General features: G+C 72.9%; 21 protein-coding genes. 14 read left to right on the top strand and 7 right to left on the bottom strand.

Annotated features, from left to right (window positions below):
• Positions 1 to 93: 93 nt before the first annotated feature.
• Positions 94 to 1,479, bottom strand: coding sequence for a PleD family two-component system response regulator (locus Q7A36_RS08730; RefSeq protein ID WP_305103296.1), 1,386 nt, complete (start codon positions 1,477 to 1,479; stop codon positions 94 to 96).
• A 134-nt stretch (positions 1,480 to 1,613) separates the two neighbouring features.
• Between Q7A36_RS08730 and Q7A36_RS08725 the strand changes: the two genes are divergently transcribed.
• Positions 1,614 to 2,213: a class I SAM-dependent methyltransferase gene (locus tag Q7A36_RS08725; RefSeq protein ID WP_305103295.1), complete on the top strand. Its 600-nt coding sequence runs from the start codon at positions 1,614 to 1,616 to the stop codon at positions 2,211 to 2,213.
• 300 nt (positions 2,214 to 2,513) lie between these two features.
• On the opposite strand, the gene Q7A36_RS08720 is transcribed toward Q7A36_RS08725, so the two are convergent.
• A complete protein-coding gene (locus tag Q7A36_RS08720) occupies positions 2,514 to 3,152 on the bottom strand; it encodes a VOC family protein (protein ID WP_305103294.1) in 639 nt (212 codons plus the stop codon).
• Between the two features lie 756 nt (positions 3,153 to 3,908).
• Between Q7A36_RS08720 and Q7A36_RS08715 the strand changes: the two genes are divergently transcribed.
• Together Q7A36_RS08715 and Q7A36_RS08710 are read left to right on the top strand one after the other, a co-directional pair.
• Entirely contained in the window at positions 3,909 to 4,325 is a 417-nt protein-coding gene (locus Q7A36_RS08715) for a phasin family protein (RefSeq protein ID WP_305103293.1), read from the top strand.
• Positions 4,326 to 4,401: 76 nt separating this feature from the next.
• Positions 4,402 to 5,490, top strand: a complete 1,089-nt coding sequence (locus Q7A36_RS08710) for an extracellular catalytic domain type 2 short-chain-length polyhydroxyalkanoate depolymerase (RefSeq protein ID WP_305103292.1) — start codon at positions 4,402 to 4,404, stop codon at positions 5,488 to 5,490.
• 75 nt (positions 5,491 to 5,565) lie between these two features.
• Here Q7A36_RS08710 and Q7A36_RS08705 read toward each other — a convergent pair whose 3' ends face one another.
• A complete protein-coding gene (locus Q7A36_RS08705; RefSeq protein WP_305103291.1) occupies positions 5,566 to 6,102 on the bottom strand; it encodes a thermonuclease family protein in 537 nt (178 codons plus the stop codon).
• 177 nt (positions 6,103 to 6,279) lie between these two features.
• Complete coding sequence (locus tag Q7A36_RS08700) at positions 6,280 to 7,464, bottom strand: pyridoxal-phosphate-dependent aminotransferase family protein (RefSeq protein ID WP_305103290.1); 1,185 nt, start codon at positions 7,462 to 7,464, stop codon at positions 6,280 to 6,282.
• Between the two features lie 269 nt (positions 7,465 to 7,733).
• Between Q7A36_RS08700 and Q7A36_RS08695 the strand changes: the two genes are divergently transcribed.
• From Q7A36_RS08695 to Q7A36_RS08650, 10 genes are all read left to right on the top strand, one after another.
• A complete protein-coding gene (locus Q7A36_RS08695; RefSeq protein ID WP_305103289.1) occupies positions 7,734 to 10,652 on the top strand; it encodes an FAD-binding and (Fe-S)-binding domain-containing protein in 2,919 nt (972 codons plus the stop codon).
• Positions 10,649 to 11,227, top strand: coding sequence for a DUF924 family protein (locus Q7A36_RS08690; RefSeq protein WP_305103288.1), 579 nt, complete (start codon positions 10,649 to 10,651; stop codon positions 11,225 to 11,227). Before Q7A36_RS08695 ends, Q7A36_RS08690 begins: the two co-directional genes overlap by 4 nt.
• A 111-nt stretch (positions 11,228 to 11,338) precedes the next feature.
• A complete protein-coding gene (locus Q7A36_RS08685) occupies positions 11,339 to 13,012 on the top strand; it encodes a sensor histidine kinase (RefSeq protein ID WP_305103287.1) in 1,674 nt (557 codons plus the stop codon).
• A gap of 168 nt (positions 13,013 to 13,180) precedes the next feature.
• Complete coding sequence (locus tag Q7A36_RS08680) at positions 13,181 to 13,921, top strand: DUF1194 domain-containing protein (RefSeq protein ID WP_305103286.1); 741 nt, start codon at positions 13,181 to 13,183, stop codon at positions 13,919 to 13,921.
• 331 nt (positions 13,922 to 14,252) lie between these two features.
• The gene (locus tag Q7A36_RS08675; protein ID WP_305103285.1) at positions 14,253 to 15,152 is read left to right on the top strand and encodes an EAL domain-containing protein; all 900 of its coding nucleotides are present in this window, start codon (positions 14,253 to 14,255) and stop codon (positions 15,150 to 15,152) included.
• Positions 15,104 to 16,081 carry an NAD(P)/FAD-dependent oxidoreductase gene (locus Q7A36_RS08670; protein ID WP_305103284.1) on the top strand — a complete coding sequence of 326 codons (978 nt, stop codon included), beginning with the start codon at positions 15,104 to 15,106 and terminating at the stop codon, positions 16,079 to 16,081. The genes Q7A36_RS08675 and Q7A36_RS08670 overlap by 49 nt, the downstream gene beginning before the upstream one ends.
• A gap of 121 nt (positions 16,082 to 16,202) precedes the next feature.
• Positions 16,203 to 16,472: a DUF3253 domain-containing protein gene (locus Q7A36_RS08665; protein WP_305103283.1), complete on the top strand. Its 270-nt coding sequence runs from the start codon at positions 16,203 to 16,205 to the stop codon at positions 16,470 to 16,472.
• Positions 16,469 to 16,918 carry a DUF1499 domain-containing protein gene (locus Q7A36_RS08660; protein WP_305103282.1) on the top strand — a complete coding sequence of 150 codons (450 nt, stop codon included), beginning with the start codon at positions 16,469 to 16,471 and terminating at the stop codon, positions 16,916 to 16,918. The genes Q7A36_RS08665 and Q7A36_RS08660 overlap by 4 nt, the downstream gene beginning before the upstream one ends.
• A gap of 30 nt (positions 16,919 to 16,948) precedes the next feature.
• A complete protein-coding gene (locus tag Q7A36_RS08655) occupies positions 16,949 to 18,688 on the top strand; it encodes an ABC transporter ATP-binding protein/permease (RefSeq protein WP_305103281.1) in 1,740 nt (579 codons plus the stop codon).
• An 86-nt stretch (positions 18,689 to 18,774) separates the two neighbouring features.
• Positions 18,775 to 19,764 carry a YihY/virulence factor BrkB family protein gene (locus Q7A36_RS08650; protein WP_305103280.1) on the top strand — a complete coding sequence of 330 codons (990 nt, stop codon included), beginning with the start codon at positions 18,775 to 18,777 and terminating at the stop codon, positions 19,762 to 19,764.
• 21 nt (positions 19,765 to 19,785) lie between these two features.
• Here Q7A36_RS08650 and recQ read toward each other — a convergent pair whose 3' ends face one another.
• The 3 genes from recQ to Q7A36_RS08635 all read right to left on the bottom strand — a co-directional run bounded on the left by recQ (position 19,786) and on the right by Q7A36_RS08635 (position 23,142).
• Positions 19,786 to 21,639 carry a DNA helicase RecQ gene (gene recQ, locus Q7A36_RS08645; protein WP_305103279.1) on the bottom strand — a complete coding sequence of 618 codons (1,854 nt, stop codon included), beginning with the start codon at positions 21,637 to 21,639 and terminating at the stop codon, positions 19,786 to 19,788.
• A gap of 51 nt (positions 21,640 to 21,690) precedes the next feature.
• Complete coding sequence (locus Q7A36_RS08640) at positions 21,691 to 22,092, bottom strand: OmpA family protein (protein ID WP_305103278.1); 402 nt, start codon at positions 22,090 to 22,092, stop codon at positions 21,691 to 21,693.
• A gap of 90 nt (positions 22,093 to 22,182) precedes the next feature.
• On the bottom strand, positions 22,183 to 23,142 hold the full coding sequence (locus Q7A36_RS08635; RefSeq protein ID WP_305103277.1) for a radical SAM protein: 960 nt from the start codon (positions 23,140 to 23,142) through the stop codon (positions 22,183 to 22,185).
• A gap of 188 nt (positions 23,143 to 23,330) precedes the next feature.
• Here Q7A36_RS08635 and Q7A36_RS08630 point away from each other — a divergent pair, with 188 nt between their 5' ends.
• On the top strand, positions 23,331 to 23,855 hold the full coding sequence (locus tag Q7A36_RS08630) for an Hsp20/alpha crystallin family protein (RefSeq protein ID WP_305103276.1): 525 nt from the start codon (positions 23,331 to 23,333) through the stop codon (positions 23,853 to 23,855).
• Positions 23,856 to 23,862 lie beyond the last annotated feature (7 nt).

The following is a 23,862-nucleotide window of genomic DNA, read 5'->3' as shown; positions in this document are numbered from 1 at the left end:
GCGACCGGCGGCGCCGCGCCCGCATGGCGGAGCGCCGCAGGATGGCGGCAGGGCGGCCGGGGCGACCCGGCCGCTTTTCGCATGCGCGGCCGGTCAGTTCTCCGCCTGCGACTCCGGCGGCGCGTTGAAATCGTCCGGCGCCGCCTGTTCCACCCGGTCCCGCCCGCCCGCCTTGGCGCGGTAGAGCGCGGCATCCGCCGCGGCGATCACGCTGGCGACCGGACAGCCCGCCGGCGCGATGGCAAGGCCGATGCTGACGGTGACCGGCAGGTCCTTGGCGCCGGTCGGGACCGGCGTGCCGCCGATCGCCAGGCGCAGCCGTTCGGCGACCGCCGCGGCGTAGTCCTTCGGCGCACTCGCCAGCACGACCATGAACTCCTCGCCGCCATAGCGCGCGAGCACGTCGGCCGCGCGCAGATGCGACCGCAGCCGGTCCGCCACATGCTTCAGCGCCAGGTCGCCCGCGGCATGGCCATGGGTGTCGTTGATCGCCTTGAAGCGGTCCACGTCCAGCAGCATCACTGCCGCAGCGGTGTCGCGCAGCACGCCTTCGAGGTGCCGGCGGACGAAGCGGCGATTGCGCAGGCCGGTCAGCGGATCGGTGACGGCGAGCTCGAGCGAGCGGTCGAGGTCGTGCCGCAGCTTCTCCTGGTACCACTTCCGGCGGATCTGGTTGCGGGCGCGGGCGCGGAGCTCGTTCGGGTCGATGGGCCGCAGCACATGGTCGCTGGCGCCGAGGTCGAAGCCGCGCAGCACCAGGCCGCGCTGCCCGGGATCGGCCGCGAGCAGGACCGGCAGGTCGCGCGTCGCCGTCTCGGCCCGCAGGCGGGAGGCGAGGCGGAGCACCTCGCCGCCCTCCGGCGGCAGGCAGAGCACGGCCAGGTCGAAGCCGCCCTCGACCAGGATCCCGCGCGCCGCCTCGAGGTCAGTCTCGGTCCGGACGGTGACGCCGTCGGCGGCGAGCGCCTCGGCGATCCGCCCCGCCTCGTCGGCCGCCTGGGACAGGACCAGGGCCCGCGCGCCCTCGATGCCGGCATGCGGCTCCGGCGGCGGCTCGATGCCCAACTGGCGCGCGGTCTCGCTGCGCTGCCGCCAGGCATCGAGCACCTGCTTCACCCGCAGCAGGGCCCGCAGCCGGGCGAACATGGTCGCGTCGTCCACCGGCTTGGAGAGGAAGTCGTCCGCGCCCGCCTCGAGGCCACGCACGCGCTCCGCCTGGTCGATGAGCGCGGTGACCATGACCACCGGCAGGTGGGCGGTCGAGTCCTGCGCCTTCAGTCGGCGGCAGACCTCGAACCCGTCCATGCCGGGCATCATGACGTCGAGCAGGATGACGTCGGGCGACCAGCGCGCCGCGACGGCGAGCGCCTCCGGACCGCTGGATGCCAGGGCGACCTCGTAATATTCGGCGAGGAGCTTGGCCTCCAGGAGCCGGAGGTTGGCCGGGATGTCGTCGACGACCAGGATTCGCGCCGTCATATGACACCACCGTGAAATCCCGCCGCCGGGATTGCCACGGAACCGCCCAGGGCCTTCGCCGCCTTTCGCGCAGACCCTAGAGAGACTGACCGCCGGCAGGGCCCGGCAGTGTTCGGATCAAGGTGGAGAACGGCATGTCGGGATTGACGGCGAGCGGCCAGGCGGACAGGCGCACGGCAACGAATGCCGCGCTGTTTTTCAGGCGCTGGCTCGCCAATCCGCTGCAGATGGGGTCGGTCATCCCCTCCTCGCCCAGCCTCTGCAACCGGATCGCCGGCCTCGTCACCCGCGCGCCCGATGAGGTGGTGCTGGAGCTCGGCGCCGGCACCGGCGTCATCTCGCGCGCCCTGCTCGCCGCCGGCGTGCCGCCGGAGAAGCTCGTGGTGGTGGAGATCGTGCCGGAGATGGCCGAGCACCTGCGCGAGATCCTGCCCGGCGTGAACGTCATCTGCGGCGACGCCTTCGAACTGGCGCGCGACCTGCCGCAGCGCCTGCACGGCCGCGTCGGCACGGCGATCTGCGGCATCCCGCTGGTCCTGCTGCCGATCGAGCAGCAGCGCCGGTTCGTCCAGGCCGTCGAGGCGGTGGCCCCTGGGAAGGGCTTCCTGCTCTACACCTATTGCATCACCTCGCCGCTGCCCTATGGCAAGCTCGGGTTGAGCGCCCGGCGCGAAGCCTGGACGCCACTCAACTTTCCCCCCGCCAGCGTCTGGCAGTATCAGCCCGCGCGGTAGAACCGGCATACGTCTCGCCCAAGGAGTGAGCCGGCGGGCGGACTGCCACTGGCCGGTGCAGAATGCGTGTAGCACACACGTGGGCCGGGGATGAAGGTGGGCTGGACAAGACGGCCGGCGCGCCCGACCGGGACGCCGGGGCCGCGCCGGAGGCCACCCCGTCCGGCAGGCCACGATCCCTGCAGCCCGCCCCCTGGAGGCGTCGCCAGGCCGGCATGCGACCCGCAGGCGAGGCGGGCCGCAGCACTCGCGGCCCTGCCCGCCCGGACCGCTGCGCGGGCGACACCCCCGGCATGCCGGTCAGCCACTGCTGAGCGTGACCTCCTGCCCGTCGGCCCGCTTCAGCCGGGCGATCAGCCTGGCATGCGGGCTGCGGCGCACCCGCATCGCCTCCTCCAGCCCCCGTTCGGCGAGCGCCGTCCTGACGGCCTCCGCCTCCGGATGCTCGGCCTCGAGCTGCAGCAGGCGGACATGGCTGTCCGGGATGCGGGAGGAGGCACCCTCCCCCTTCCACTCGATCAGCGCCGGAATCAGGTTGTCCATGTCCTGGCGCTGCGGCGGGAAGGCCATGCGCCAATGCAGGTCGGCGCGCGACATCTCCTTCACCTCCCCGGCGCGGTGGCCGAGGCGGGCGACCACGGCATCCAGCAGCGGCGTGCGCGCCACCCAGGCGATGAGCCGCGGCTCGGCCTCCAGCGCTACCTTCAACGACGGGTCGTCGAGATCGAAGGGCCGGCCATGCGGCGGATCCGGCTGGGCCGGGTCGGGCGCGATGATCTCGAGGTAGGTCCCGCGCCCGAGGCCGAGCAGCATGTTGTGCGTGCCGAAACCCTCATGCGTTCCGCCCTTGCGCGGCCGGACGCCGAGATGCTGCTCGATGAAGGCGGCGCCTTCCTCCAGCGTGCGGGCCCCGAGCACGATGTGGTCGATCTCGGCCATTCTCCACTCCCTCTCGCCGCCTGCGCGGCCCTGCCGCGGCCCCGCCCTGTCGGGCAGGCCCTGCGGGTTTCCTCAACACATCGCACGCCATTCCCCGCGCCGCCTCGGCTTCCGGCGCCGGAGAGCGGGGCGGGGCGGGGCGCCAAGGCATCATGGCAGCGCCCGGGATCCGGGTAATGCGCCAGATCAATCCCCCCGCGCGCCCTACACCGGATCGCGGGGAGAGCCAGGCGCGAATGCCGGCGACTCGCGTCCGCTTGCCTGCGCGGGACGGGGCTGGCCATGCGGCGCTCGCCGGGCCGGCGGTGCGGCCGCGCCGGTCGAGGAGCGCCGGGCCCAAAGGCATGCGGGATGCGCCCGGGCGCGCGGTGCGCGACATGGCCGGGCCGACCGGAGATCGGCCCGGCGCCGCCGCTTCCAGCGGTAATCCCGGCGAGCGCGCAACGGCGCGCCGCGCCGTACAGCGCGGACCCGATCCGCGGCGCATGCCACAGAGCTTGCGGCCGGGCGGCGGGCACGCCTGCGGCATGGCACCGGGCGCGGGCATCGGGCGTCTCCTCTCCTGCCCGGCAGCATGGGCCCGCCTCCGGTCCCTGCACAACCCGGGCGGCCATCGGCTGGCCGGGCGCCTCCGCGAATATTGCAAGGCGCCGAAACTTGGTCGCCAACCGGAACAGGCTTGGCCCTTGTGCGCCGCAGCACAGTCATGCGACCGCGGATCCGGCACCCTGCCGGCCGATGCCTCGGAGAGGTCTCATGTCGCCGTCGTTGTCTCCCAACCTTCCCGCCCTGCCAACGGGCAGCGTCGTCTCCGCCCTGATGCAGATCCAGATGAAGAATCTGGATGCCATGGCCACCGCCCAGAAGGCTGTCCTAGAGGGCATGGGCACGCTGGCCAGGCAGCAGCAGGACATGCTGGCGGCGAGCCTGAAGGAGTTCACGGCCAGCCCGCCCTCCCTGCTCGGGTCCGACCCGCGCGCCGCGGTCGCCAAGCCCTTCGATGCCATGCGGTCGGCCCTGCTCGACGGCACCGCCAGGGGCAACCTGATCACCCAGATCGCCGCGCAGTCCAATGCGACCGTCGCGGGCATCCTCCAGGACCGCATGCTCGCCGCGCTCGAGGAGACGAAGGCGGCGCTGCTCGCGGCGTTGCCGGCGGCCGCGAAGGCCTGAGTCCCGGGTGGCGGGTCGGTGCCCGCCGCCCCACCCCTTCCCTCATCCCCCGGTACCGGAACGACGGAGGCATCGCATGCTGCTCCGAACCCTGTCGCTTGCCCTCGGCCTGGGCCTGGCCCTCGGCGGGACCGCCTCCGCCGCCGACCGTCTCGGCAGCTACCGGATCGACCCGGCGCAGATCTCGGTCTCCGGCATCTCCTCGGGCGCCTTCATGGCGAACCAGCTCCACATCGCCCATTCCGCCACCTTCATGGGCGCCGGGCTGGTGGCGGGCGGCCTCTATGGCTGCGCGGTGATGACGGCGGACGAGAAGGGCGTGAGGCCGCTGGCCAGCATCGCCACCGGCGCCTGCATGTCCGCCCCTGCCCTGCTGCAGCCGGCCACGACCTATGCCGAGCGCATCCGGCGCTTCGCCGCCCAGGGCTGGATCGACCCGGTCGAGGGTCTTGGCCGCAGCCGCCTCTATGCCTTCACCGGCAAGGCGGACCGGGTCGTGAATCCGGAGACGGTCCGCCGCGGCGTCGAGGTCTATGGCCTGCTCGGCCTGCCGACGGCGGCGCTGAGCTTCAGCGACGAAGCGATCGATGCCGGGCATGCCTGGGTGACCCAGGCCTATGGCGTCCCCTGCCCCGACAACCGCGCGCCCTACATCAATGCCTGCGAGTACGACCAGGCGAGGATGGTGCTGCAGACCCTCTATGGCCCGCTGCAGGACCGCGCGACGCGGCTCTCCGGCCGCTTCGTCGCCTTCGACCAGACCGAGTTCGCGCCCGGCGGCCAGGCCGCGCCGAGTGGCCTCTGGGACACCGGGCATCTCTACGTGCCGGCGGCCTGCGAGACGGAGGGCGCCACCTGCCGCCTGCACGTGGTGCTGCATGGCTGCAAGCAGTCGGCACAGGAGCTGGGCGACACCTTCTACCGGCATGTCGGCGTGAACGAATGGGCCGACAGCAACCGCATCCTCGTGCTCTACCCGCAGGCGCGGACCGTGAACGTGAACGATTTCCCGACGCCGCGCCTGACCGACATCTTCAACATCAACCCCGAGGGCTGCTGGAACTGGTGGGGCTATGCCTATGACACGCGCTACCTGTTCAAGGACGGCGTGCAGGTGAAGGCGATCTGGCAGATGGTGCAGCGCCTGGCCGGCCGGTCGGACTGAGGGCGGCGGCCCGGCCACGGACCGCCTCGCCTGCGGGCCGGGCCGCGCATCAGGCGCGGCCGTGATCGGACCGCGTCAGCCCGGCGCCGAGGCGGGCCGGCGCGCCCGCGCGGCGGCGGGCTCCGACGGACGCTCGGTCTTCGGGGTCCGGCGCCATTCCCAGGGCGGCATCCGCTCGGCCTCCGGCAGGCCCCAGAGGCCGCGCCGGGCCGCCCGGGCCTCCGCCTCCACCGCCGGCAGGGCGGGATCGCGGCTATAGGCCCGGTAGACCCAGGCGGCGCCGAGCCGGACCATCTCCCGGTTCACGTCCTTGCCGGCGACGACGACGCGCCCGACGGTGCGGCCATAGCGGTCGGTGTCCGCCACCGTGACCCGTGCCGGCCTGCCGAAGGCGAGGCCGCTCAGCGCCTCGCGGGCGCGGCTGCCATAGGGCTGGCCGCGCTCGGGCGTGTCGATCTCGGCGAGGCGGATGCGGGTCTGCCGGCGGTCGGGGGTCAGCAGGGTGAGGGTGTCGCCGTCGGTAATGCCGACGACGCGGCCGGTGAGGTCCGCCGCCAGCGCGGGCGGGGCGACCAGGGCGGCAAGCAGTGCAAGGGTCGGAAGGACTCGCAAGCTTCGATCTCCAAAGTCGCAATCCTAACACACGACTTCGGAGATCGAAGACTGACCTTTCGCCACGGCAGGTCGCCGCGGGGTGGGCACGCCCGGAGGCGTGGCGATGGTCCGCAATCGGACGGCTGGACCAGTCTCGCGCCGTCCGGGCGGCGCGAGACTGGTCCAGGTGGCGGCTCAGGCGTTGCCGTTGAGGTAGCTCATCGCCGCCTGCACGCCGCCCGGCCTGTGCGGCACGCCCGCCGCGGCCAGGCCCATCTCCACGCCGCCGAGCGTCCCAACCAGGGAGAGCGGGCCGAAATCGCCGAGATGGCCGATGCGGAAGACCCGGTCGTTCAGCCGGCCGAGGCCGTTGCCGAGGCTCATGTTGAACTTCTCGAGGATCGTCGCCCGCAGCGCATTGGCGCTGTGCCCTTCCGGCAGCCGCACCGCGGTCAGGGCGGAGGAATAGTGCCGCGGCTCCTCGCACTGGATCTCGAGGCCCCAGGCGCGCACGGCGCGGCGCGTCGCCTCGGCGAAGCGGTCGTGGCGGGCGAAGACCTCGTCCAGCCCTTCCTCCACCAACATGTCGCAGGCGGCGTCCAGGCCGTAGAGCAGGTTGGTCGCCGGGGTATAGGGGAAGTAGCCGGTGGCGTTCGCCGCCAGCATCGGCCGCCAGTCCCAGAAGCTGCGCGGCAGCCTCGCCGTCTCGGCCGCCTTCAGCGCCTTCTGGCTGACGGCATTGAAGGAGAGGCCGGGCGGCAGCATCAGCCCCTTCTGGCTGCCGGCGACGGTGACATCGACGCCCCAGGCATCGTGCTTGTAGTCGATGGAGCCGAGCGAGGAGATGGTGTCCACCAGCAGCAGCGCCGGATGGCCGGCGGCGTCGATCGCGCGGCGGACCTCGTCGATGCGGGAGGTGCAGCCGGTGCTCGTCTCGTTGTGGACGACGGCGACGGCCTTGATGCCGTGCTCCTTGTCCTCGCGCAGCCGGGCCTCGATGGCGGCGACGTCGGCGCCGCGGCGCCAGTCGGTCTCGATGAACTCGGCGCGCAGGCCTAGGCGGTCGGCCATCTCCTGCCAGAGATGCGCGAACCAGCCGGTCTCGCACATCAGGACGCGGTCGCCGGGGGAGAGGGTGTTGGTGAGCGCGGCCTCCCAGGCGCCGGTGCCGGAGGCGGGATAGATCACCACGGGCTGGGCGGTCTGGAAGACGGCCCGGAGCTTCTCCAGCAATTGCTTGCCGAACCTGCCGAAATCCGGGCCGCGATGGTCCATGGTCGGATTGTCCATGGCCCGCAGCACGCGGTCCGGGACATTGGTCGGGCCCGGGATCTGCAGGAAATGCCGGCCGGCGACGGGCTTCGACTGATAATAGGCCATGCTGCGGTTCCTCCTCTCGGACCGGCCGGCGCGGTGGCGCCCCGGGGAGGCCGGCCGGGCGTCTCGTCGCGGCCCTTATGGCGCCGATCCATCCCTCTGCGCCAATGAGAACCCCTTCTTGGATTGATGAGCATTATAGATCGGACAGGCCCGCCGATCGGCCCTACATCGGGGACGAGAGACAGCTCCGCCCGGCCGGGACGCCGGCGCCCTCCCCTCGCTCCGCGGCGGAGGACCCGGGTGGAGGTGCAGTTGGGACCGACGCCACGATGAATGCCATCAATCCCTCCGCCGCCCGCATCGGCGACAGCCGCCTGGGCGAGCGCCTGCGCCGGGAGACGGCAGGCGAGGTGCTGTGGACCGCCGGCGACCGCGGCCGCTACGCAACCGATGCCAGCATCTACCAGGTGGAACCGGTCGGCGTGCTGATCCCCCGTACCATCGCCGATGTCGAGGCGGCGATGGCGATCTGCCGGGAGGAGGGCGTGCCCGTCCTGCCCCGTGGCGGCGGCACCTCGCAATGCGGCCAGACGGTGAACCGGGCGCTGGTCATCGACTGCACGAAATACCTGCGGGACGTCGTTGTGGTCGATCCTGATGCCCGCACCGCGAGGGTGCAGCCCGGCATCGCCCTCGGCGCCCTGAACGATGCGTTGAAGAAGCACGGCCTGTTCTTCCCGGTCGATCCCTCCACCTGGGCGCGCTGCACCATCGGCGGCATGGCCGGGAACAATTCCTGCGGCTCGAAATCCATCCGCTACGGGCTGATGGCGGACAACGTGCTGGGCATCGACGCGCTGCTCGCCGATGGCAGCCGCTTCCGCTTCGGCGAGCTTCCCGACAACCTCGGCGGCGACGTCCCCGCCGGCATCGCCGACCTGATCCAGCGCCTGCGCGCGCTCGGCGCGCGGGAGGCGGAGGAGATCGCCGCCCGCTTCCCCGAGCAGCTTCGCCGCGTCGGCGGCTACAACCTCGATGCCCTGACCCCCGCGGCGCGCGCCGCCGGCCGCGGCAACCTGGCGCGGCTGCTGGTGGGCTCGGAGGGAACGCTCGCCTTCTCCGCCGCCATCGACCTCAAGCTCTGGCCGGTCAAGCCGCGCAAGGCGCTCGGCATCTGCCAGTTCCCGACCTTCCGCGCCGCCATGGCGGCCTCCCAGCACCTGGTGACGCTGGACCCGGAGGCGGTGGAGCTGGTGGACCGGACGATGATCGACCTCGGCCGGAGCATCCCGATCTTCCGCGCCACCATCGACGCGATCGTCCGCGGCGAGCCCGACTCGCTGCTGATCGTCGAGTTCCACGGGCAGGAGGACGCGCCGCTCGCCCGCCGTCTCGATGCGCTCGAGGAGATGATGGGCGATCTCGGCTACCCCGGCGCCGTCGTCCGCTGCATCGACCCGGGCTTCCAGGCCGCGGTCGCCGAGGTGCGCGAGGCAGGCCTCAACATCATGATGAGCATGAAGGGCGACGGGAAGCCGGTCTCCTTCATCGAGGATTGCGCCGTCGCCCTCCCCGACCTCGCCGACTACACGGAGCGTCTGAACCAGGTCTTCGAGCGGCACGGCACCAAGGGGACCTGGTACGCCCATGCCTCGGTCGGCTGCCTGCATGTCCGCCCCGTGCTGAACATGAAGGACCCGGGCGACGTCCGCCGCATGCGCGAAATCGCCGAGGAGTGCTTCGCGCTCGTCCGCGAGTACAAGGGCAGCCACAGCGGCGAGCATGGCGACGGCATCGTCCGCTCCGAGTTCAACGAGCCGATGTTCGGCCCGCGCATTGCCCGCGCCTTCGAGGCGGTGAAGGACGCCTTCGATCCCGCCGGCCTGCTGAATCCCGGCCGCGTCGTGCGCCCGCCGCGCATGGATGACCGCGCGCTCTTCCGCTACCACCCGGACTACCATGCCGATGCGACGGTGACGCCCGCGCTCGACTGGTCCGCCTGGCCCGGCCCCCAGGGTGGCCTGCTCGGCGCGGTCGAGATGTGCAACAACAACGGCACTTGCCGGAAATTCGATGCCGGCGTGATGTGCCCGAGCTTCCGCGCCACGCGCGACGAGCAGCACCTCACGCGCGGCCGCGCCAATACCCTGCGGCTCGCGCTGACCGGCCAGCTCGGCCCGGATGCGCTGGCCTCCGAGGAGGTGCATGCCGCGCTCAGCCTCTGCGTCTCCTGCAAGGGCTGCCGGCGCGAATGCCCGACCGGCGTCGACATGGCGAAGATGAAGATCGAGGCCATGGCGGCGCGGGCGAGGACGCGCGGCGTCACCGCGAAGGACCGGCTGATCGCCACCCTGCCGCGCTGGGCGCCCTTCGCCGGCATGGCGCCCTTTCTGGCCAATGCGCGCGACCGTGTCCCCGGGCTTGCAGCGCTGTCGGAGCGGCTGCTCGGCCTCGCCGCCGGCCGCAGCCTGCCCCGCTTCCGGCACGACGCCTTCCACGACGCCGAATTGCCGGCGCCGGACGGGCGGGAGGGCGAGGTCATCCTCTTCCCCGACGTCTTCAACCGCCATTTCGAGCCGGAGAACCTCCGCGCCGCCGCCCGGGTGCTGACCGCCGCCGGCTACCGCGTCGCGGTCGCCCGCCCGCCGAAGGGGGCCCGGCCGCTCGATGATGGCCGCACCCTCCTCGCGGCCGGCCTGGTCGAGGAGGCGCGCGCCGAGGCGAAGCGCACGCTCGACGCGCTGTCGGCCTTCGCCTCGCCGGTGATCGGCATCGAACCCTCCTCCCTGCTGACGCTGCGCGACGAATTCCCCGCGCTGCTGCCCGGCGAGGCCGCGCGCGCGCTGGTCGACCGCGCCCTGCTGCTGTCGGAATTCCTGGCGCGGGAGAAGCCGAGGCTGGCGCTGAAGCCCATCGCCGCGCCGGCCGCGCATATCCACGGCCATTGCCACCAGAAGAGCTTCGGCGCCTTCCCGGCTGCGGTCGCCATGCTCTCCCTCGTGCCCGACCTCAAGGTGACGCCGATCACCTCCTCCTGCTGCGGCATGGCGGGGTCCTTCGGCTACGAGGCCGAGCACCTCGAGGTCTCCAAGGCCATGGCCGAGCTTTCCCTGCTGCCCGCGGTGCGCGCCGCGCCGGCGGAGCACCTGATCGTCGCCGACGGCACCTCCTGCCGGCACCAGATCGCCGACCTCTCCGGCCGCACCGCGCTGCACAGCGTGCGGGTCCTGGAGATGGCGCTGGCATGACCGAACCGGCCGGGATCCTCGGCTTCTGGTTCGGTGGCGACCTCGCGGCCTGGCAGGAGGAGCGGTGGTTTCGGCCGGACCCCGCCTTCGACGCCGCCTGCCGCGAGCGCTTCGGCCATTGCCTGGACGATGCAAGGGGCGGCGCCTTCGATGCCTGGGCCGCGACGCCGGAAGGCGCGCTCGCCCTGCTCCTCCTGCTGGACCAGCTCCCGCGCAACCTGCACCGCGGCACGCCTGCGGCCTTCGCCGCCGACGCCCAGGCCCGCGCCCTCGCCCGCCGGGCGGTGCTGCGGGACCGCCACGACCTCGCCCTGCCCTGCACGGCGCGCTGCTTCCTCTATTTGCCCTTCGAGCATTCGGAGGACATGGCCGACCAGGACCTCTCGGTCGCGCTCTTCGAGGGGCTGCGGGACGACCCCGTGCATGCCGCGCCCGGCGGCAGCATCGCCCATGCCTGGGCGCATCGCGCCGTGATCCGCCGCTTCGGCCGCTTCCCGCACCGCAATGCCATCCTCGGCCGTGCCAGCACGCCGGCGGAACGCGCCTGCCTGGCCGAGCCAGGCGCCGGCTTCTGAGGTCGCGGCGGCGCTCAACTTCGGTTGAAAGCTCCGGCCGGACGGTGGCCAAGCCGATCTCGAGGCTGCATGCCATGGCACCTTGTTCAGGGTGATCGCGGGCGTCCGGACGTGGGAACATCGACGGCTGCGATCCTGCGATCGACCCCCACCCTGCGTGGCCGACTGTTGCTGCTGGTGGCGGCCGTCGCCCTGCCGCTGCTCACCCTCGCCGCGCTGGCCGTCTGGCGCGCCTATGACGGGGAGCGCAGCCGGATCGGCGAGCGCATGACGGCCCAGGCCCGCTCCATGGCCTTCTCCATCGACCGGGAGTTCGAGCGGGCCGAGGCGCTGCTGGCCATGCTGGCCCGGGCGCCGGTGCTGGCCACCGGCGACCTCGCGGCGGTCGAGGCGCAGATGCGGAGCCTCTCAGCCACGCTATTCGATGGCGAGCACCTCGCCCTGACCCGCCCGGACGGGACGCAGGTGCTGAACACGACCTGGCCGCCGGGCAGTCGCCGCCAGGGTGCGCCCACCTCCGCCGCAGCGCGGGAGACGCTGGCGACCAGCCGCACGGTCATCTCGGATCTTTATACCGGCATGGCGACCGGCCGGCCCACCGTCGCGGTGGTGGTGCCGGTGCAGGGTCCGGACGGCGGGCCGCCAGCCGCCTATGCCCTGAACGCCACCATCCCGCTGCCCCGCCTCGCCCGGGTGCTGACCGAGCAGGGGGTGCCGCAGGGCTGGGTGGCCGCCGTGCTCGACCGCACCGGAAGGATCGTCGCCCGTACCGCGCGGCAGGACGAGATGGTCGGCAGGCCCGCCATGCCGGCGGTGATCCAGGCGATCACTGGCCCCGGCGCGGAGCCCGCCCTGCTGATGCAGTCGCCCACGCTGGACGGCGTGCTCTCGGTCGTCGCCCTCGGCCGCGCGCCACGCTCGGGCTACTGGGTGGCGCTGGCGGCGCCGGACCGGGCCTTCAGCGGGCCGCTGCGCACCGCGCTCGCACAGCTCCTGGCGATCGGGGCGGCGCTGCTGGGCACCGGCCTCGCCCTCGCCTTCGCGCTGGCCCGCCGCGTCCGCGACAGCCTGCGCGTCCTGGCGGAGCTTGGCGCCACCGGCATGCCGACGCTCCAGCCGGCCGGGCTGCGGGAGGTGGACGACGTCGCCCAGGCCCTTGCCGCGGCGGAGCGGCAGCGACGGGTGCTGGTCGCGGAGTTGAACCACCGTGTGAAGAACGTGCTGGCGACCGTTCAGTCCGTCGCGCTGCAGACGCTGAAGGGGCGGGCCGGCGACGCGGCCGGCTTCGCCACGGCACTGAGCAGCCGGCTGCGGGCGCTCGCCGCGGCGCATGACCTCATCACGGCCGGGTCCTGGGAGGCGGCGCCGCTCGGCGCGGTGGTGCGCGGCGCGCTCGCCCCCTGGCTGGCGCGGGAGGCGCCGGGCCGCATCCGGATCGAGCTGCCGGAGGAGGCCGCCCGGGTCGGGCCGCTGCAGGCCCAGGCGCTGGTCCTTGCACTCAACGAACTGGCAACCAATGCGGTGAAGTATGGGGCACTCTCGGTACCGGAGGGGCGCATCATCCTGCGCTGCGCCACCACCGAGGGCGGGGTGCTCCGCCTCGCCTGGACCGAGACGGGCGGCCCGCCGCCTGCGACGGATGCGGGGGAGCCCCCCAGGCAGGGCTTCGGCACCCGGCTGCTGCGCCGGGCGCTGGCGCAGGATCTGGGGCCGGGTGCGCGGGTGGACCTGCGCTTCGCCCCGACCGGGTTGCTGGCCAGGATCGAATTCCTCACCGCTGCCTGACCAAGGCAGGAATTGTGCACTGCAATATTTCTGTTGCAATGCAGCAAAAATCCCGGCATATTGCCGGCAAGTTTCGGGAGCAGCCCAGCAGACGGCCCGCCTGACGGTTCATGCCGGACCGCACCCTGCCGCACCTCCGTGGCCGGGGCACCGGCGCAAGGGGGTCCTATGCTCCGTCGTACCCTGCTGGGCGCTGCCCTGGCGACGCCCGCCCTGCTCCGCACCACCAAGGCAAGCGCGGACACCCCGGTGGATGTCGAGCTGATCCTGGCGGTCGATGTCAGCCGCTCGGTGGATCCGGAGGAGCAGGAGCTCCAGTTCACGGGCTACGAGAACGCCTTCCGCGACCCCCGCCTGATCGAGGGCATCGTCGGCGGCCCGGTGGGCGCCATCGCCTGCATGATGTTCACCTGGTCGGACTGGCACATCCAGAACGTGGTCGTCCCCTGGACCAAGCTGGACGGGGCGAAGACCGCGCATGGCTTCGCCGATGCCATCGCCGCCGCGCCGCGCCGGACCTGGCTCTACACCTCCATCTCCGGCGCCATGGACTTCGCGGCGAAGCAATTCGGTCAGGGCTTCGAGGGCAGCCGCAAGGTCGTCGACATCTCGGGCGACGGCGTGAGCAATTCCGGCCGCCCGGTCGCCGAGGCGCGGGAGGATGCGCTGGCCCAGGGCATCGTGCTGAACGGCCTTGCCGTGCTGGACCGCCAGCCCAGCCCCTTCGCGCAGAACAACGGCCTGCCGCCGCTCGACGAATACTACCGCGACGAGGTGATCGGCGGCCCCGGCGCCTTCCTGGTGGTGGCCGAGGGATTCGATGCCTTCGAGGCGGCGGTCCGGCGCAAGATCATCCGCGAGATCGCCGCCCGCCCCGCCCCGGGCGACCGGGTGGAACGCTTCGCCTGATTGCCGGGGGCGTCGACGCCGACGCGCCGATGCCCCCTCGCCTGCCGGCAACCCCGGCAAAGGCACGGGCATGCCCTGCGGCAGCGCCGGAGGACGGCGCGCCCGCGGATGCCGGCATTGGACAGGCCGGCCGCGCATCGACCCTGCCGCCCGGAGGCCATGCCTGCAGCGTCACCGACGGCAGGCTCATGCCGAACGGTTGATTTGCATCAAATGTATTTTACGCAAGACGATGCAGGGCCGGCGGCCTCGTGCGGATTCCGTCACGCCGGCCGTTAGGGGTCGCTTCACGCAAAGCGTGGCTACTGCCCCTGTAAAGAGGACAGGCAGGATGCCTCCGAACTCCATGCAGCGCCTGCTGGCCACCGCGGCCGGCCAGTTCGACCGCGGGCTTCGTCGCCGGCTGGCCACCGATCTGCGCGGCGCCATCGGCCGCAGCGAGCTCACGCTGCACTACCAGCCGCGGGTCCGCCTGCGGGACGGGGCGCGCCTGGGTGCCGAGGCGCTGCTGCGCTGGCACCATGCGCGGCGCGGTGAGGTGCCGCCGGCCGACTTCATCCCGATCGCCGAGGATTCCGACCTGATCGTCGCCCTCGGCGGCTGGGTGCTGCGGCGCGCCGCGGCCGATGCCATGGCGCATCCGGAGCTCGGCCGGGTCGCCGTCAACGTCTCCGCCCGGCAGGTCGCCAGCGGCGCGCTGCCGCGGCAGGTGGAGGAAGCGCTGGCCGTGACCGGCCTGCCGCCCGCGCGGCTCGAACTCGAGCTGACCGAATCCCTGCCGCTGGAGGACGCACCGGAAGTCGTGGCCATGCTGCAGGGGCTGCGCGACCGCGGCATCTCCCTCGCGCTCGACGATTTCGGCACCGGCTATGCCTCCTTCGCGCGGCTTCGCCGGCTGCCCTTCACCACGCTGAAGCTCGACCACAGCCTGATCGACGGCGTCCCGGGCGCCGAGCGCGACCTGGCCATCCTGCGCGCCCTGCGCGACCTGGCCCAGGCGCTCCGCCTGCGGCTGGTGGCGGAGGGGGTCGAGCGGGTGGAGCAGGCCGCGATCCTCGCCGATCTCGGCTTCGAGGAGGCGCAGGGCTACCTCTTCGGCGGCGCGGCGCCGCTGCCCCTGCCCGGCCGCCTCGCCCCCGGTGCCCTTGCGCCGGCGCCGGGAAGGACCACCGTCTCGGGACGATGCCCGCCCTCCGAATCGCCGTCATCGGCGCCGGCCTCGCCGGCCTGAGCTGCGCCCGCGCCCTGGCCGCGCGGGGCGCCTCCGTCCGCCTGCTCGACAAGGGCCGCGCCGCCGGCGGCCGTCTCGCCACGCGACGGGCCGAGGCGGCGGGCCGGGTGCTGCAATTCGACCATGGCGCACAGTACCTGACCGCCCGCACGGAGGGTTTCGCGGCCCTGCTGCGGGACTGCGGCGCCGCGCCCTGGGGCGGGCCCGGCCGCTGGGTGGGGATGCCCGGCATGTCCGCCCTGCCGCGCGCGCTGGCGGCGGGGCTCGACCTCGCCCTGGAGCGGCAGGTGACGGCGATCGAGGGCCGGCCGGGCGCCTGGATCCTGCGGCACCTCGGCGCCGCGGGGCTGCGGCCGGGAGGACCACGGCCCGCGGAGGCACCGGCCGCCGAGGGTCCCTTCGACGCGGTCGCCGTCACCCTGCCCGCCGTCCAGGCCGCGCCGCTGGTCACGCCGCACGCCCCTGCCTGGCCGGCGCGGCTGGCAGCGGTCGGGATGGCGCCCTGCTGGACCGTGATGGCGGCCTTCGCCGAGCGGCTGCCCCTGCCGGATGCGCTGCGGCCGGAGGATGGCGGCCCGGTCGGCTGGGCGGCGCGCGACAGTTCCAAGCCCGGCAGGCCAGCCGGGGCGGAGTGCTGGGTGATCCAGGGCTCGCCCGCCTGGTCGCGGACCCATCTGGAGGAGACGCCGGAGGCCGTGCCGGCTGCCCTGCTCGCGGCGCTCGGCACCCTCGCCGGGACCGGCCTGCCCCCACCCCTGCATGCCGCGGCGCATCGCTGGCGCCATTCGCTGGTGGAGGCGCCGCTCGGCGAGGCCTGCCTCTTCGATCCCGAGCTCCGCCTCGGCCTCGCCGGCGACTGGTGCCTCGGCGGGCGGGCGGAGGCGGCCTTCGAGAGCGGCACGGCGCTCGCCGCCGCGCTGCTCGGATGACCCTCGCCTCCGCCTGCGGCATGCCCGCCAAGGTCGGTCGCCGCGACCGGCGCGCCGGGAGGACGGGCTGGCCGAAACATGGCTGGTGCCATGGCGGGCGCGGCCTATTGTCCCGGGCGCCATGACGATTCCTGAGGAGGATGCCATCGCATCCGAAATCCTGCGACAGACCGCCGCGCGCGGGCCCGACAAGTCGATCTGCCCGAGCGAGGTCGCCCGCGCCCTCGCCGGCGGCGATGACGGGCCCTGGCGGCCGCTGATGGGCCGGGTGCGGCAGGCCGCGATCGCCCTGGCCCGGGAGGGTCGGGTGGAGATCCTGCGCAAGGGCAAGCCGGTGCCCGCCGAGGAGGTCCGCGGCGTCATCCGCCTGCGGGCGGGACGGAACGCATGAGCGCGCCCATCGCCTCGCTCTTCTCCAGCGGCACCGGCGGGCTGCCGGCGGCGACGCCGCTCGACTTCCGCGCGCTGCGGCTGCCTTCCTCACCCAATACCTGCCTCGCCGCGACCGCCGGGGCGCATCCGGAGGCCCAGATCACCATCCCGCCCCTGCCGGTCGATGCCGATGCGGCCTGGCCGGTGCTGCTGCGGGTGGGCGATGCGCAGCCGCGGCATTTCCGCTACGGCCAGTGGCCGGAGCGGCGGCAGGCGCAATGGGTGGCGCGCACGCCGCTGATGAACTGGCCGGACATCGTCACCGCGGAACTCATCCCCGGGGGACCCCATTCCGGGCTGCTGCTCTATTCCCGCAGCCTCTTCGGGCATTCCGACCTCGGCACCAACCGCCGGCGGGTCGAGGCCTGGCTCGCCGCCCTCGACGCCGCGCTTCGGCGCCGCTGATCCTTCCCATTTCCGCACCGGAGACGGCCCATGCGCCGCATCGGCTCCTTCCTGCACGACACCTGGCGCATCGCCGGCCCCTATTGGCGGAGCGAGGAGCGCTGGCGCGCCCGCCTGCTGCTCGGCGTCGTCATCGCGCTGAACCTCTCGCTGGTCGGGATGAACGTCCTGCTCTCCTACTGGAACAGGGAGTTCTTCAATGCCCTGCAGGCGAAGGACGCCGAGGCCTTCTGGGCGCTGCTGTTCTGGTGGCGGCAGACCGAGAGCGGGCCGATGCCCGGCTTCGTCTTCGTCGCCGCGCTCTACATCCTGATCGCGGTCTACCAGCTCTATCTCCGGCAGGCGCTGCAGATTCGCTGGCGAAGCTGGCTGACGCGCCGCGTGCTGGATGGCTGGCTGGCCGAGCGGGCCTATTACCGCATCGCCCTGACCGATCCCGGCACCGACAACCCGGACCAGCGCATCGCCGAGGACCTGCGCTTCTTCGTCGACAATACCCTGGCACTCGGCCTCGGCCTGATGCGCTCGGTCGTGACGCTGTTCAGTTTCGTCCTCGTGCTCTGGGGCCTGTCCGGGCCGGCCACGCTGCTCGGCATCGAGATCCCGGGCTACATGGTCTGGGTCGCGCTGGCCTATGCGGTGCTGGGCACGGCGCTGGCGCATCTCGTCGGACGGGCGCTGATCCCGCTGAACTTCAACCAGCAGCGGGTGGAGGCCGATTTCCGCTACGCGCTGGTGCGCCTGCGCGACAATGCCGAGGGCATCGCCCTCTATGGCGGCGAGGCGGATGAGCGGCGCGGCCTGCTGCAGCGCTTCCATGCGCTGATCGAGAACTGGTGGCAGATCATGGTCGCCACCAAGCGGCTGACCTTCTTCACCGCCGGCTATTCCCAGGTGGCGATCGTCTTTCCCTTCGTGGTCGGAGCCCCGGCCTATTTCGCCGGACGGATCCCGCTCGGCGGGCTGACCCAGACGGCGGATGCCTTCGGCCAGGTGCAGGGCTCGCTCTCCTGGATCGTGGACAACTACCGCGACCTGACGGAGTGGCGCGCGACGGTGCGGCGCATCACCGGCTTCCTCGACGCCATCGAGGCGGCGCGCGGCGCGGCCGCCGCCGGAGCCGGCGTGCAGGCCCTGGCCGAGGCACGGCCGGACATGGCGATGGATGGCGTGACGCTCGCCCTGCCCGACGGCCGGGTGCTGCTGGAGGGCGCGGCGGCGCGGATCGGCCAGGGCGAGGCGGTCCTCGTCGCCGGGCCGTCGGGCGCCGGCAAGTCCACGCTGTTCCGCGCCATCGCCGGAATCTGGCCCTTCGGCAGCGGGCGGGTGCATGTGCCCAAGGACGCGACGGTGCTCTTCCTGCCGCAGCGGCCCTACCTGCCGCTCGGCAGCCTGCGCCGCGCCGTCTGCTATCCGCGCGCGGCGACGGATTTCGCCGATGCCGAGGTGCGGGAGGCGCTGGACCTGGCCGGGCTCGGCCACCTCGCCCCGCGGCTCGACGAGGAGGATGCCTGGGACCACCGCCTCTCCGGCGGCGAGCAGCAGCGGGTGGCGTTGGCCCGCGCGCTGCTGCTGAAGCCGCAATGGCTCTTCCTGGACGAGGCGACGGCGAGCCTCGATCCGGAGGCGGAGGCGCGCTTCTACGCCCTGCTGCAGGAGCGCCTGCCGGGCACGACGCTGGTCTCCATCGCCCACCGGCCGGCGGTGGCGCAGTATCACCGGCGGGCGCTGCGGGTGCGGGAGGGACGGCTGGTCGAGGCGGCGAGCTGAGACGGTCCGCCCGACCAGGCAACCGGGAGCGCGGGCCGCCCGTTCTGCGGCGGCCCCGGCCAGGCGGCCAGGACGAGGAGGGAGGCATGCTGCGAAGGTTCTGGGGCCTGGTCCGCGCCAGCGTCGAGGGCTACGTCGCCGACGACGCGATGAGCCGCGGCGCGGCCATCGCCTATTACTGCTTCTTCTCCGTCGCGCCGCTGCTGGTCATCGCCACGGCCATCGCCGGGCTCTTCTTCGGCCCGCAGGCGGCGGAGGGCGCGGTGGCGCAGCAGCTCGAGGCGCTGATGGGCGATACCGGCGCGCAGGTGGTGGAGGGGCTGATCCGCGGCGCGGCGGATGCGCAGGCCGGGCAGATCGCGGCCGGCATCGGCATCCTGGTGCTGCTCTTCACTGCCAGCAGCGTCTTCACCGAGGTGCAGGCGGCGCTGAACGTCATCTGGCGGGCGCCGCCGCCGGAGCAGGACACGGTCTGGCACCTCGTCCGCAACAAGCTGCTGAGCATCGCGCTGGTGCTGGGGACCGGCGTGCTGCTGCTGGCCTCGCTCATCGCCACCGCCGTGGTCGCCGCGGTGACGAGTTGGGCCGCGGAGCTGGTGCCGGAGACCGGGCGCTTCATCGACGAGGTCAACTTCGCCCTGACCTTCGCCATGACGGCGCTGCTCTTTGCCGTCATCTACAAGATATTGCCGAACCGGCATATCGGCTGGCGCGACGTCTCGGTCGGGGCGCTGGTGACGGCCTTCCTCTTCTCGATCGGCAAGGGGCTGATCGGCTGGTACATCGGCACGGCCGGCATCGGCAGCACCTATGGCGCGGCGGGCGCGCTGATGGTGGTGCTGGTCTGGATCTACTACTCCGCGCAGATCTTCCTGCTCGGCGCCGAGTTCACCAAGGTCTGGGCGGGGATGCAGGGCAATGCCGAGGCGCAGGAGGCACTGGCGGCCGAGCCGGTGAACCCGTGCCGGCGGCGGCGACCGCGGCGCGAGGCAGGCGAGCGCAAGAGCCTGGCGCCGGCGGCCGGCGCGGCGGCGCTGACCGCCGTGGCGCTGACGCTGCTGAAGCGGAAGAAGTAGGGCGGGTGGCGGGCCCGCGGGTCAGTCGACCTCGTGGACGATCCGCAGCACGTCCTCGGCATAGCGCTCCAGCTTGCTCCGCCCGACGCCCGGGATCATCGCCAGGTCCTCGGCATCCTGCGGCCGCATCCGCGCGATGGAGGCCAGCGTCTCGTTCGAGAAGATCATATAGGCGGGCAGGCCCTGCACCTCGGCCTCCCGCTTGCGCCAGGTGCGCAGCGCATCGAAGAGCGGATCGCCCGCCATGGCCGGCGGGCTGCCGCGGCCGGCGCGCTCGCGCGGCGTCGCGGCGCTCACCGTCTCCTCGCGCAGCAGCACCTTCTCCTCGCCCTTCAGGATCGGCCGGGCCGCCTCGGTCGGCACCAGCTCGCCATGGTTCTCGATGGCGACGTCGAGCGCCCCACGCGCGACGAGCTGCCGCGCCACGCCGCGCCAGGCGGCATCCGAGAGATCGGCGCCGATGCCGAAGGTCTTGACCTTGTCATGCGCGAATTGCGCGACCTTCGGCGTCACCCGACCGCGCAGGACGTCCACCACATGGCCGAGGCCGAAATGCATCCCTGAGGGCAGGCGCGTGCGCAGCACCGCGCTCAGCAGCTTCTGCGCCGGCACCGTGCCGTCGAAGAGCCGCGGCGGATCGCGGCAGACATCGCAGGCGCCGCAGTTCTCTGGATCGCCCGGTCCCAGGGCTTCCCCGAAGCAGCGCAGCAGGATGCGGCGGCGGCAGGTGGCGGCCTCGGCGATGGAGACCATGGCTTCCAGCCGCGCCCGCTCGATCCGCTTCTGCTCGTCCAGCGCCGGGCTTTCCTGGATGCGGTGGCGGGCGAGCGCGATGTCGCCGGCGCCGTAGAGCAGCAGCGCCCGCGCCGGCAGCCCGTCGCGGCCGGCGCGGCCGATCTCCTGGTACCAGCTTTCCGGGCTGCGCGGCAGATCGAGGTGGCAGACCCAGCGCACGTCGGGCCGGTCGATGCCCATGCCGAAGGCGATGGTCGCGGCCATGATCACCGCATCGCCACGGGCGAAGCGGCGATGCGACTGCCGCTTCGCCTCCGGGTCCATGCCGGCGTGGAAGCAGAGCGCGTCATGCCCGTCGCCGCGTAGCCATTCAGCGGTCTGCTCGGTCTTCGCCCGCGTGCCGCAATAGACGATCCCGGCGCCGGTGCCGTCCGAGGCCGCCTTGACGAAGGCCCGCAACTGGCTGCGCTCGCTCTCCCGCGGGGCGGCACTGATGAAGATGTTCGGTCGGTCGAAGCCGCCGCGGAAGACCGGGCTCTCGGAGAGGCCGAGCTGCGCGCGGATGTCCTCGACGGTGCGCGGATCGGCGGTCGCGGTCAGCGCGAGGCGCGGGACGCTCGGGAAGCGCTCCGCCAGCAGGCCGAGGCCGCGGTATTCCGGCCGGAAATGGTGGCCCCACTGGCTGACGCAATGCGCCTCGTCGATCGCGAAGAGCGCGAGGTCCCGCCGCGAGAGGAAATCCAGCGTGCCGTCGAGCGTCAGCCGCTCCGGCGAGATATAGAGCAGCTTGACCTGGCCACGGCCGAGGTCGCGCCTGACCTCCCGTGCCTGCTCCTCCGGCAGGTCGGAATGCAGCGCCGCCGCCGCGACGCCCTGCTGGCGCAGCGCCGCGACCTGATCCTCCATCAGGGCGATCAGCGGCGAGACGACGATGCCGAGCCCCGGCCGGCAGAGCGCCGGCACCTGGTAGCAGAGCGACTTGCCGCCGCCCGTGGGCATGAGCACGAGGCCGGAACCGCCCGCCATGACGTGGCGGACGATCTCCTCCTGGCGGCCGCGGAAGGCGGGATGGCCGAAGACGCGGTGCAGGATCTCCTCGGGCGCCTCGCCCGCGATGTCCTGCCTCGGCTGGTCGAGCATCCCGCGCCTATAGCACGGCGCGGCCGATTCCCAGTGGGCAAGCGCCCGGGATCAGCCGCCGATCAGGATCTCGACGCGCCGCGCCTCGGTCGGGAAGGACGGGTCGCTCGGCGCGAGGGCGCCGCGCGGCTCGATGCGGATGCGGGAGCGCTCGACGCCGGCCTCGGCGAGGTGGTCGGCGACATGCTGCGCCCGGGCATTCGCGAGCGCCTGGTTGAAGCCCGGCGTGCCGGCGGTGCTGGCGGCGAAGCCGCGGACCCGCACGGCTTGGCCCGGCCGCTCCTTCGCCAGGGCGGCGGCCTGCGCCACCACGGCGGCGCCGCTCTCGTCCAGCGCCGCGCTGTCCTGGTTGAAGAAGACCACGCTCGCCGGCGCGGCACCGACCGCGGCGGGCTGCTGGCAGGCGGCGAGCGCGAGCAGCGGCAGGGCGAGAAGGGCGAGGCGACGGCGCATGGCGCAACTCCGGATCCGGCAATCCGCCGATTGGTCCGGCAATCGCCCGGCCCCGTCAACCGCATCCCGGACGGGAACGGCGAGCGCCGGTCAGCGTGAACAGGCGGCGCCGCCGAGGACACAGAATCTGGCGCAATGCGGATGGTTGAGCGGTACCGGCCGGGAGGCCTCGGCCAGCGTCGCGCCGAGCTCGAATTGCGGGTCGTAGGGCAGCAGGGTGCAGGCCAGCACCGCGGGCCGCTCGGCGCCCCTGCGCTTCACGACCATGCGGGCGGAGGCGCACATCAGGCTGTCCGGGCTCTTCTTCAGGATGCCCCAGCAGGCCGTCGTGATCTCCGGCACGTCGGCCGCCGCGTCCATCTCGGGGAAGAGCATCAGCGCGACCGGGTCCCGCGCATCGACCGGGATGCCGCGTTCGGCGAAGAGGCGCGCGAAGCCCTCGCGCATCGCCGCCTCGCCCTCCGCGCCGAAGGCGGCGCGGCCGGCGACATGGACGCGGAAGCCCTGCCGCGCCAGCCAGTCCAGCCCCTCCAGCGCCTGGGCGAAGCTGCCCTCCTGCCGCTCCAGGTCGTGGATCAGCGGCTCGTGGTGGTCGAGGCTGACACGGAGCGTCAGCCGCTCGCCGAACTCGCGCTGCAGCGCCAGCAGCGCGGCGGCATGGTTGCGCATCGGCTTCATGGCGTTGGTCAGCACCAGGGCCCGCAGCCCGCGGGAGAGGACGTCGCGCAGCATTTCCGGCAGCTCGCGGTTCAGGAAGGGCTCGCCGCCAGTGAAGCCGACCTCCTCCACCGGCAGCGCGTCCCGCGCGATCTCCTCGAGGTACCCCCGCAGCTCGGCGGCCGTGAGGTAGGCCAGCGCATCGTTGCGCGGGCTGCTCTCGATGTAGCAATTGCGGCAGGTGATGTTGCAGAGCGTGCCGGTGTTCACCCAGAGCGTGCGGAGGCCAGTGAGCGCGACGGTCGCCCGCGTTTCCCCCTTCGCCGTCACCAGGGGGTCACGGAATTTCAGCGGGTCGAGCGGGCGGGTCGCGGGGGCGGCGATGACGGACACGCGGCTTGGCTCCTGGCGGCTGAGGACCGGTACGCGGGGCCGGTACCGGCGGTTACGGGTCAAACCCTGTCACAGATGATTGTCGGTGCATCGCCGCCTTCCGCAAGGCGCTTGATCCGACGCAAGGCACGGGCGGCCGTGCCCTGCGACCCTGGCAACGGGGCCCAAGGCGCCCCGCCGATTCCACGATGACGGAGAAGTCCATGCTCTCCCGCTTCCTGGCATCCCGCAACGACCTCACGCGCGGCGACGACCCCTTCTTCCAGCTCCAGCGCGAGCTGAGCCGCGCGGTGGACGACGTGTTCCGCGGCGTCGCCGCGCCGCGCGCTCCCTTCGGCACCGGCTTCGCCCCCAGCCTCGACGTGAAGGAGACGCCGCAGGGGCTGGAGCTGACGGCCGAGCTGCCGGGCGTCGCCGAGACCGACATCGACCTGTCGCTCGAGGGCGACATGCTGACGCTGCGCGGCGAGAAGAAGGCGGAGACGACGACCGAGGAGAAGGGCGTGCACGTGCAGGAGCGCAGCTACGGCAGCTTCCAGCGCAGCCTGCGCCTGCCCTTCGCGCCGGAGCCCGGCAGCGTCTCCGCCAGCTTCGACAAGGGCGTGCTGCATGTGACGCTGCCGAGGCCGGCACAGGCGCAGGCGAAGGAGAACCGCATCCCGATCAAGGGCACGCCGCCCGGGGCGACGACCGGCAACGCCGCGACGGGCTGAGCGGCCC

The sequence above is a fragment of the Paracraurococcus lichenis genome, from assembly GCF_030657435.1.
Taxonomy (GTDB): domain Bacteria; phylum Pseudomonadota; class Alphaproteobacteria; order Acetobacterales; family Acetobacteraceae; genus Paracraurococcus; species Paracraurococcus lichenis.
Note: the sequence above shows the minus strand (reverse complement) of the source record. Positions and strands in the feature narration are given on the sequence as shown.

Excerpts from the sequence above, each read along its gene's own strand:
- Q7A36_RS08730 (WP_305103296.1), bottom strand. The coding sequence starts at position 1,479 with ATGACGGCGCGAATCCTGGTCGTCGACGACATCCCGGCCAACCTCCGG.
- Q7A36_RS08725 (WP_305103295.1), top strand. The coding sequence starts at position 1,614 with ATGTCGGGATTGACGGCGAGCGGCCAGGCGGACAGGCGCACGGCAACG.
- Q7A36_RS08720 (WP_305103294.1), bottom strand. The coding sequence starts at position 3,152 with ATGGCCGAGATCGACCACATCGTGCTCGGGGCCCGCACGCTGGAGGAA.
- Q7A36_RS08715 (WP_305103293.1), top strand. The coding sequence starts at position 3,909 with ATGTCGCCGTCGTTGTCTCCCAACCTTCCCGCCCTGCCAACGGGCAGC.
- Q7A36_RS08710 (WP_305103292.1), top strand. The coding sequence starts at position 4,402 with ATGCTGCTCCGAACCCTGTCGCTTGCCCTCGGCCTGGGCCTGGCCCTC.
- Q7A36_RS08700 (WP_305103290.1), bottom strand. The coding sequence starts at position 7,464 with ATGGCCTATTATCAGTCGAAGCCCGTCGCCGGCCGGCATTTCCTGCAG.
- Q7A36_RS08695 (WP_305103289.1), top strand. The coding sequence starts at position 7,734 with ATGAATGCCATCAATCCCTCCGCCGCCCGCATCGGCGACAGCCGCCTG.
- Q7A36_RS08690 (WP_305103288.1), top strand. The coding sequence starts at position 10,649 with ATGACCGAACCGGCCGGGATCCTCGGCTTCTGGTTCGGTGGCGACCTC.
- Q7A36_RS08680 (WP_305103286.1), top strand. The coding sequence starts at position 13,181 with ATGCTCCGTCGTACCCTGCTGGGCGCTGCCCTGGCGACGCCCGCCCTG.
- Q7A36_RS08675 (WP_305103285.1), top strand. The coding sequence starts at position 14,253 with ATGCCTCCGAACTCCATGCAGCGCCTGCTGGCCACCGCGGCCGGCCAG.
- Q7A36_RS08670 (WP_305103284.1), top strand. The coding sequence starts at position 15,104 with ATGCCCGCCCTCCGAATCGCCGTCATCGGCGCCGGCCTCGCCGGCCTG.
- Q7A36_RS08665 (WP_305103283.1), top strand. The coding sequence starts at position 16,203 with ATGACGATTCCTGAGGAGGATGCCATCGCATCCGAAATCCTGCGACAG.
- Q7A36_RS08660 (WP_305103282.1), top strand. The coding sequence starts at position 16,469 with ATGAGCGCGCCCATCGCCTCGCTCTTCTCCAGCGGCACCGGCGGGCTG.
- Q7A36_RS08655 (WP_305103281.1), top strand. The coding sequence starts at position 16,949 with ATGCGCCGCATCGGCTCCTTCCTGCACGACACCTGGCGCATCGCCGGC.
- Q7A36_RS08650 (WP_305103280.1), top strand. The coding sequence starts at position 18,775 with ATGCTGCGAAGGTTCTGGGGCCTGGTCCGCGCCAGCGTCGAGGGCTAC.
- recQ (WP_305103279.1), bottom strand. The coding sequence starts at position 21,639 with ATGCTCGACCAGCCGAGGCAGGACATCGCGGGCGAGGCGCCCGAGGAG.
- Q7A36_RS08640 (WP_305103278.1), bottom strand. The coding sequence starts at position 22,092 with ATGCGCCGTCGCCTCGCCCTTCTCGCCCTGCCGCTGCTCGCGCTCGCC.
- Q7A36_RS08630 (WP_305103276.1), top strand. The coding sequence starts at position 23,331 with ATGACGGAGAAGTCCATGCTCTCCCGCTTCCTGGCATCCCGCAACGAC.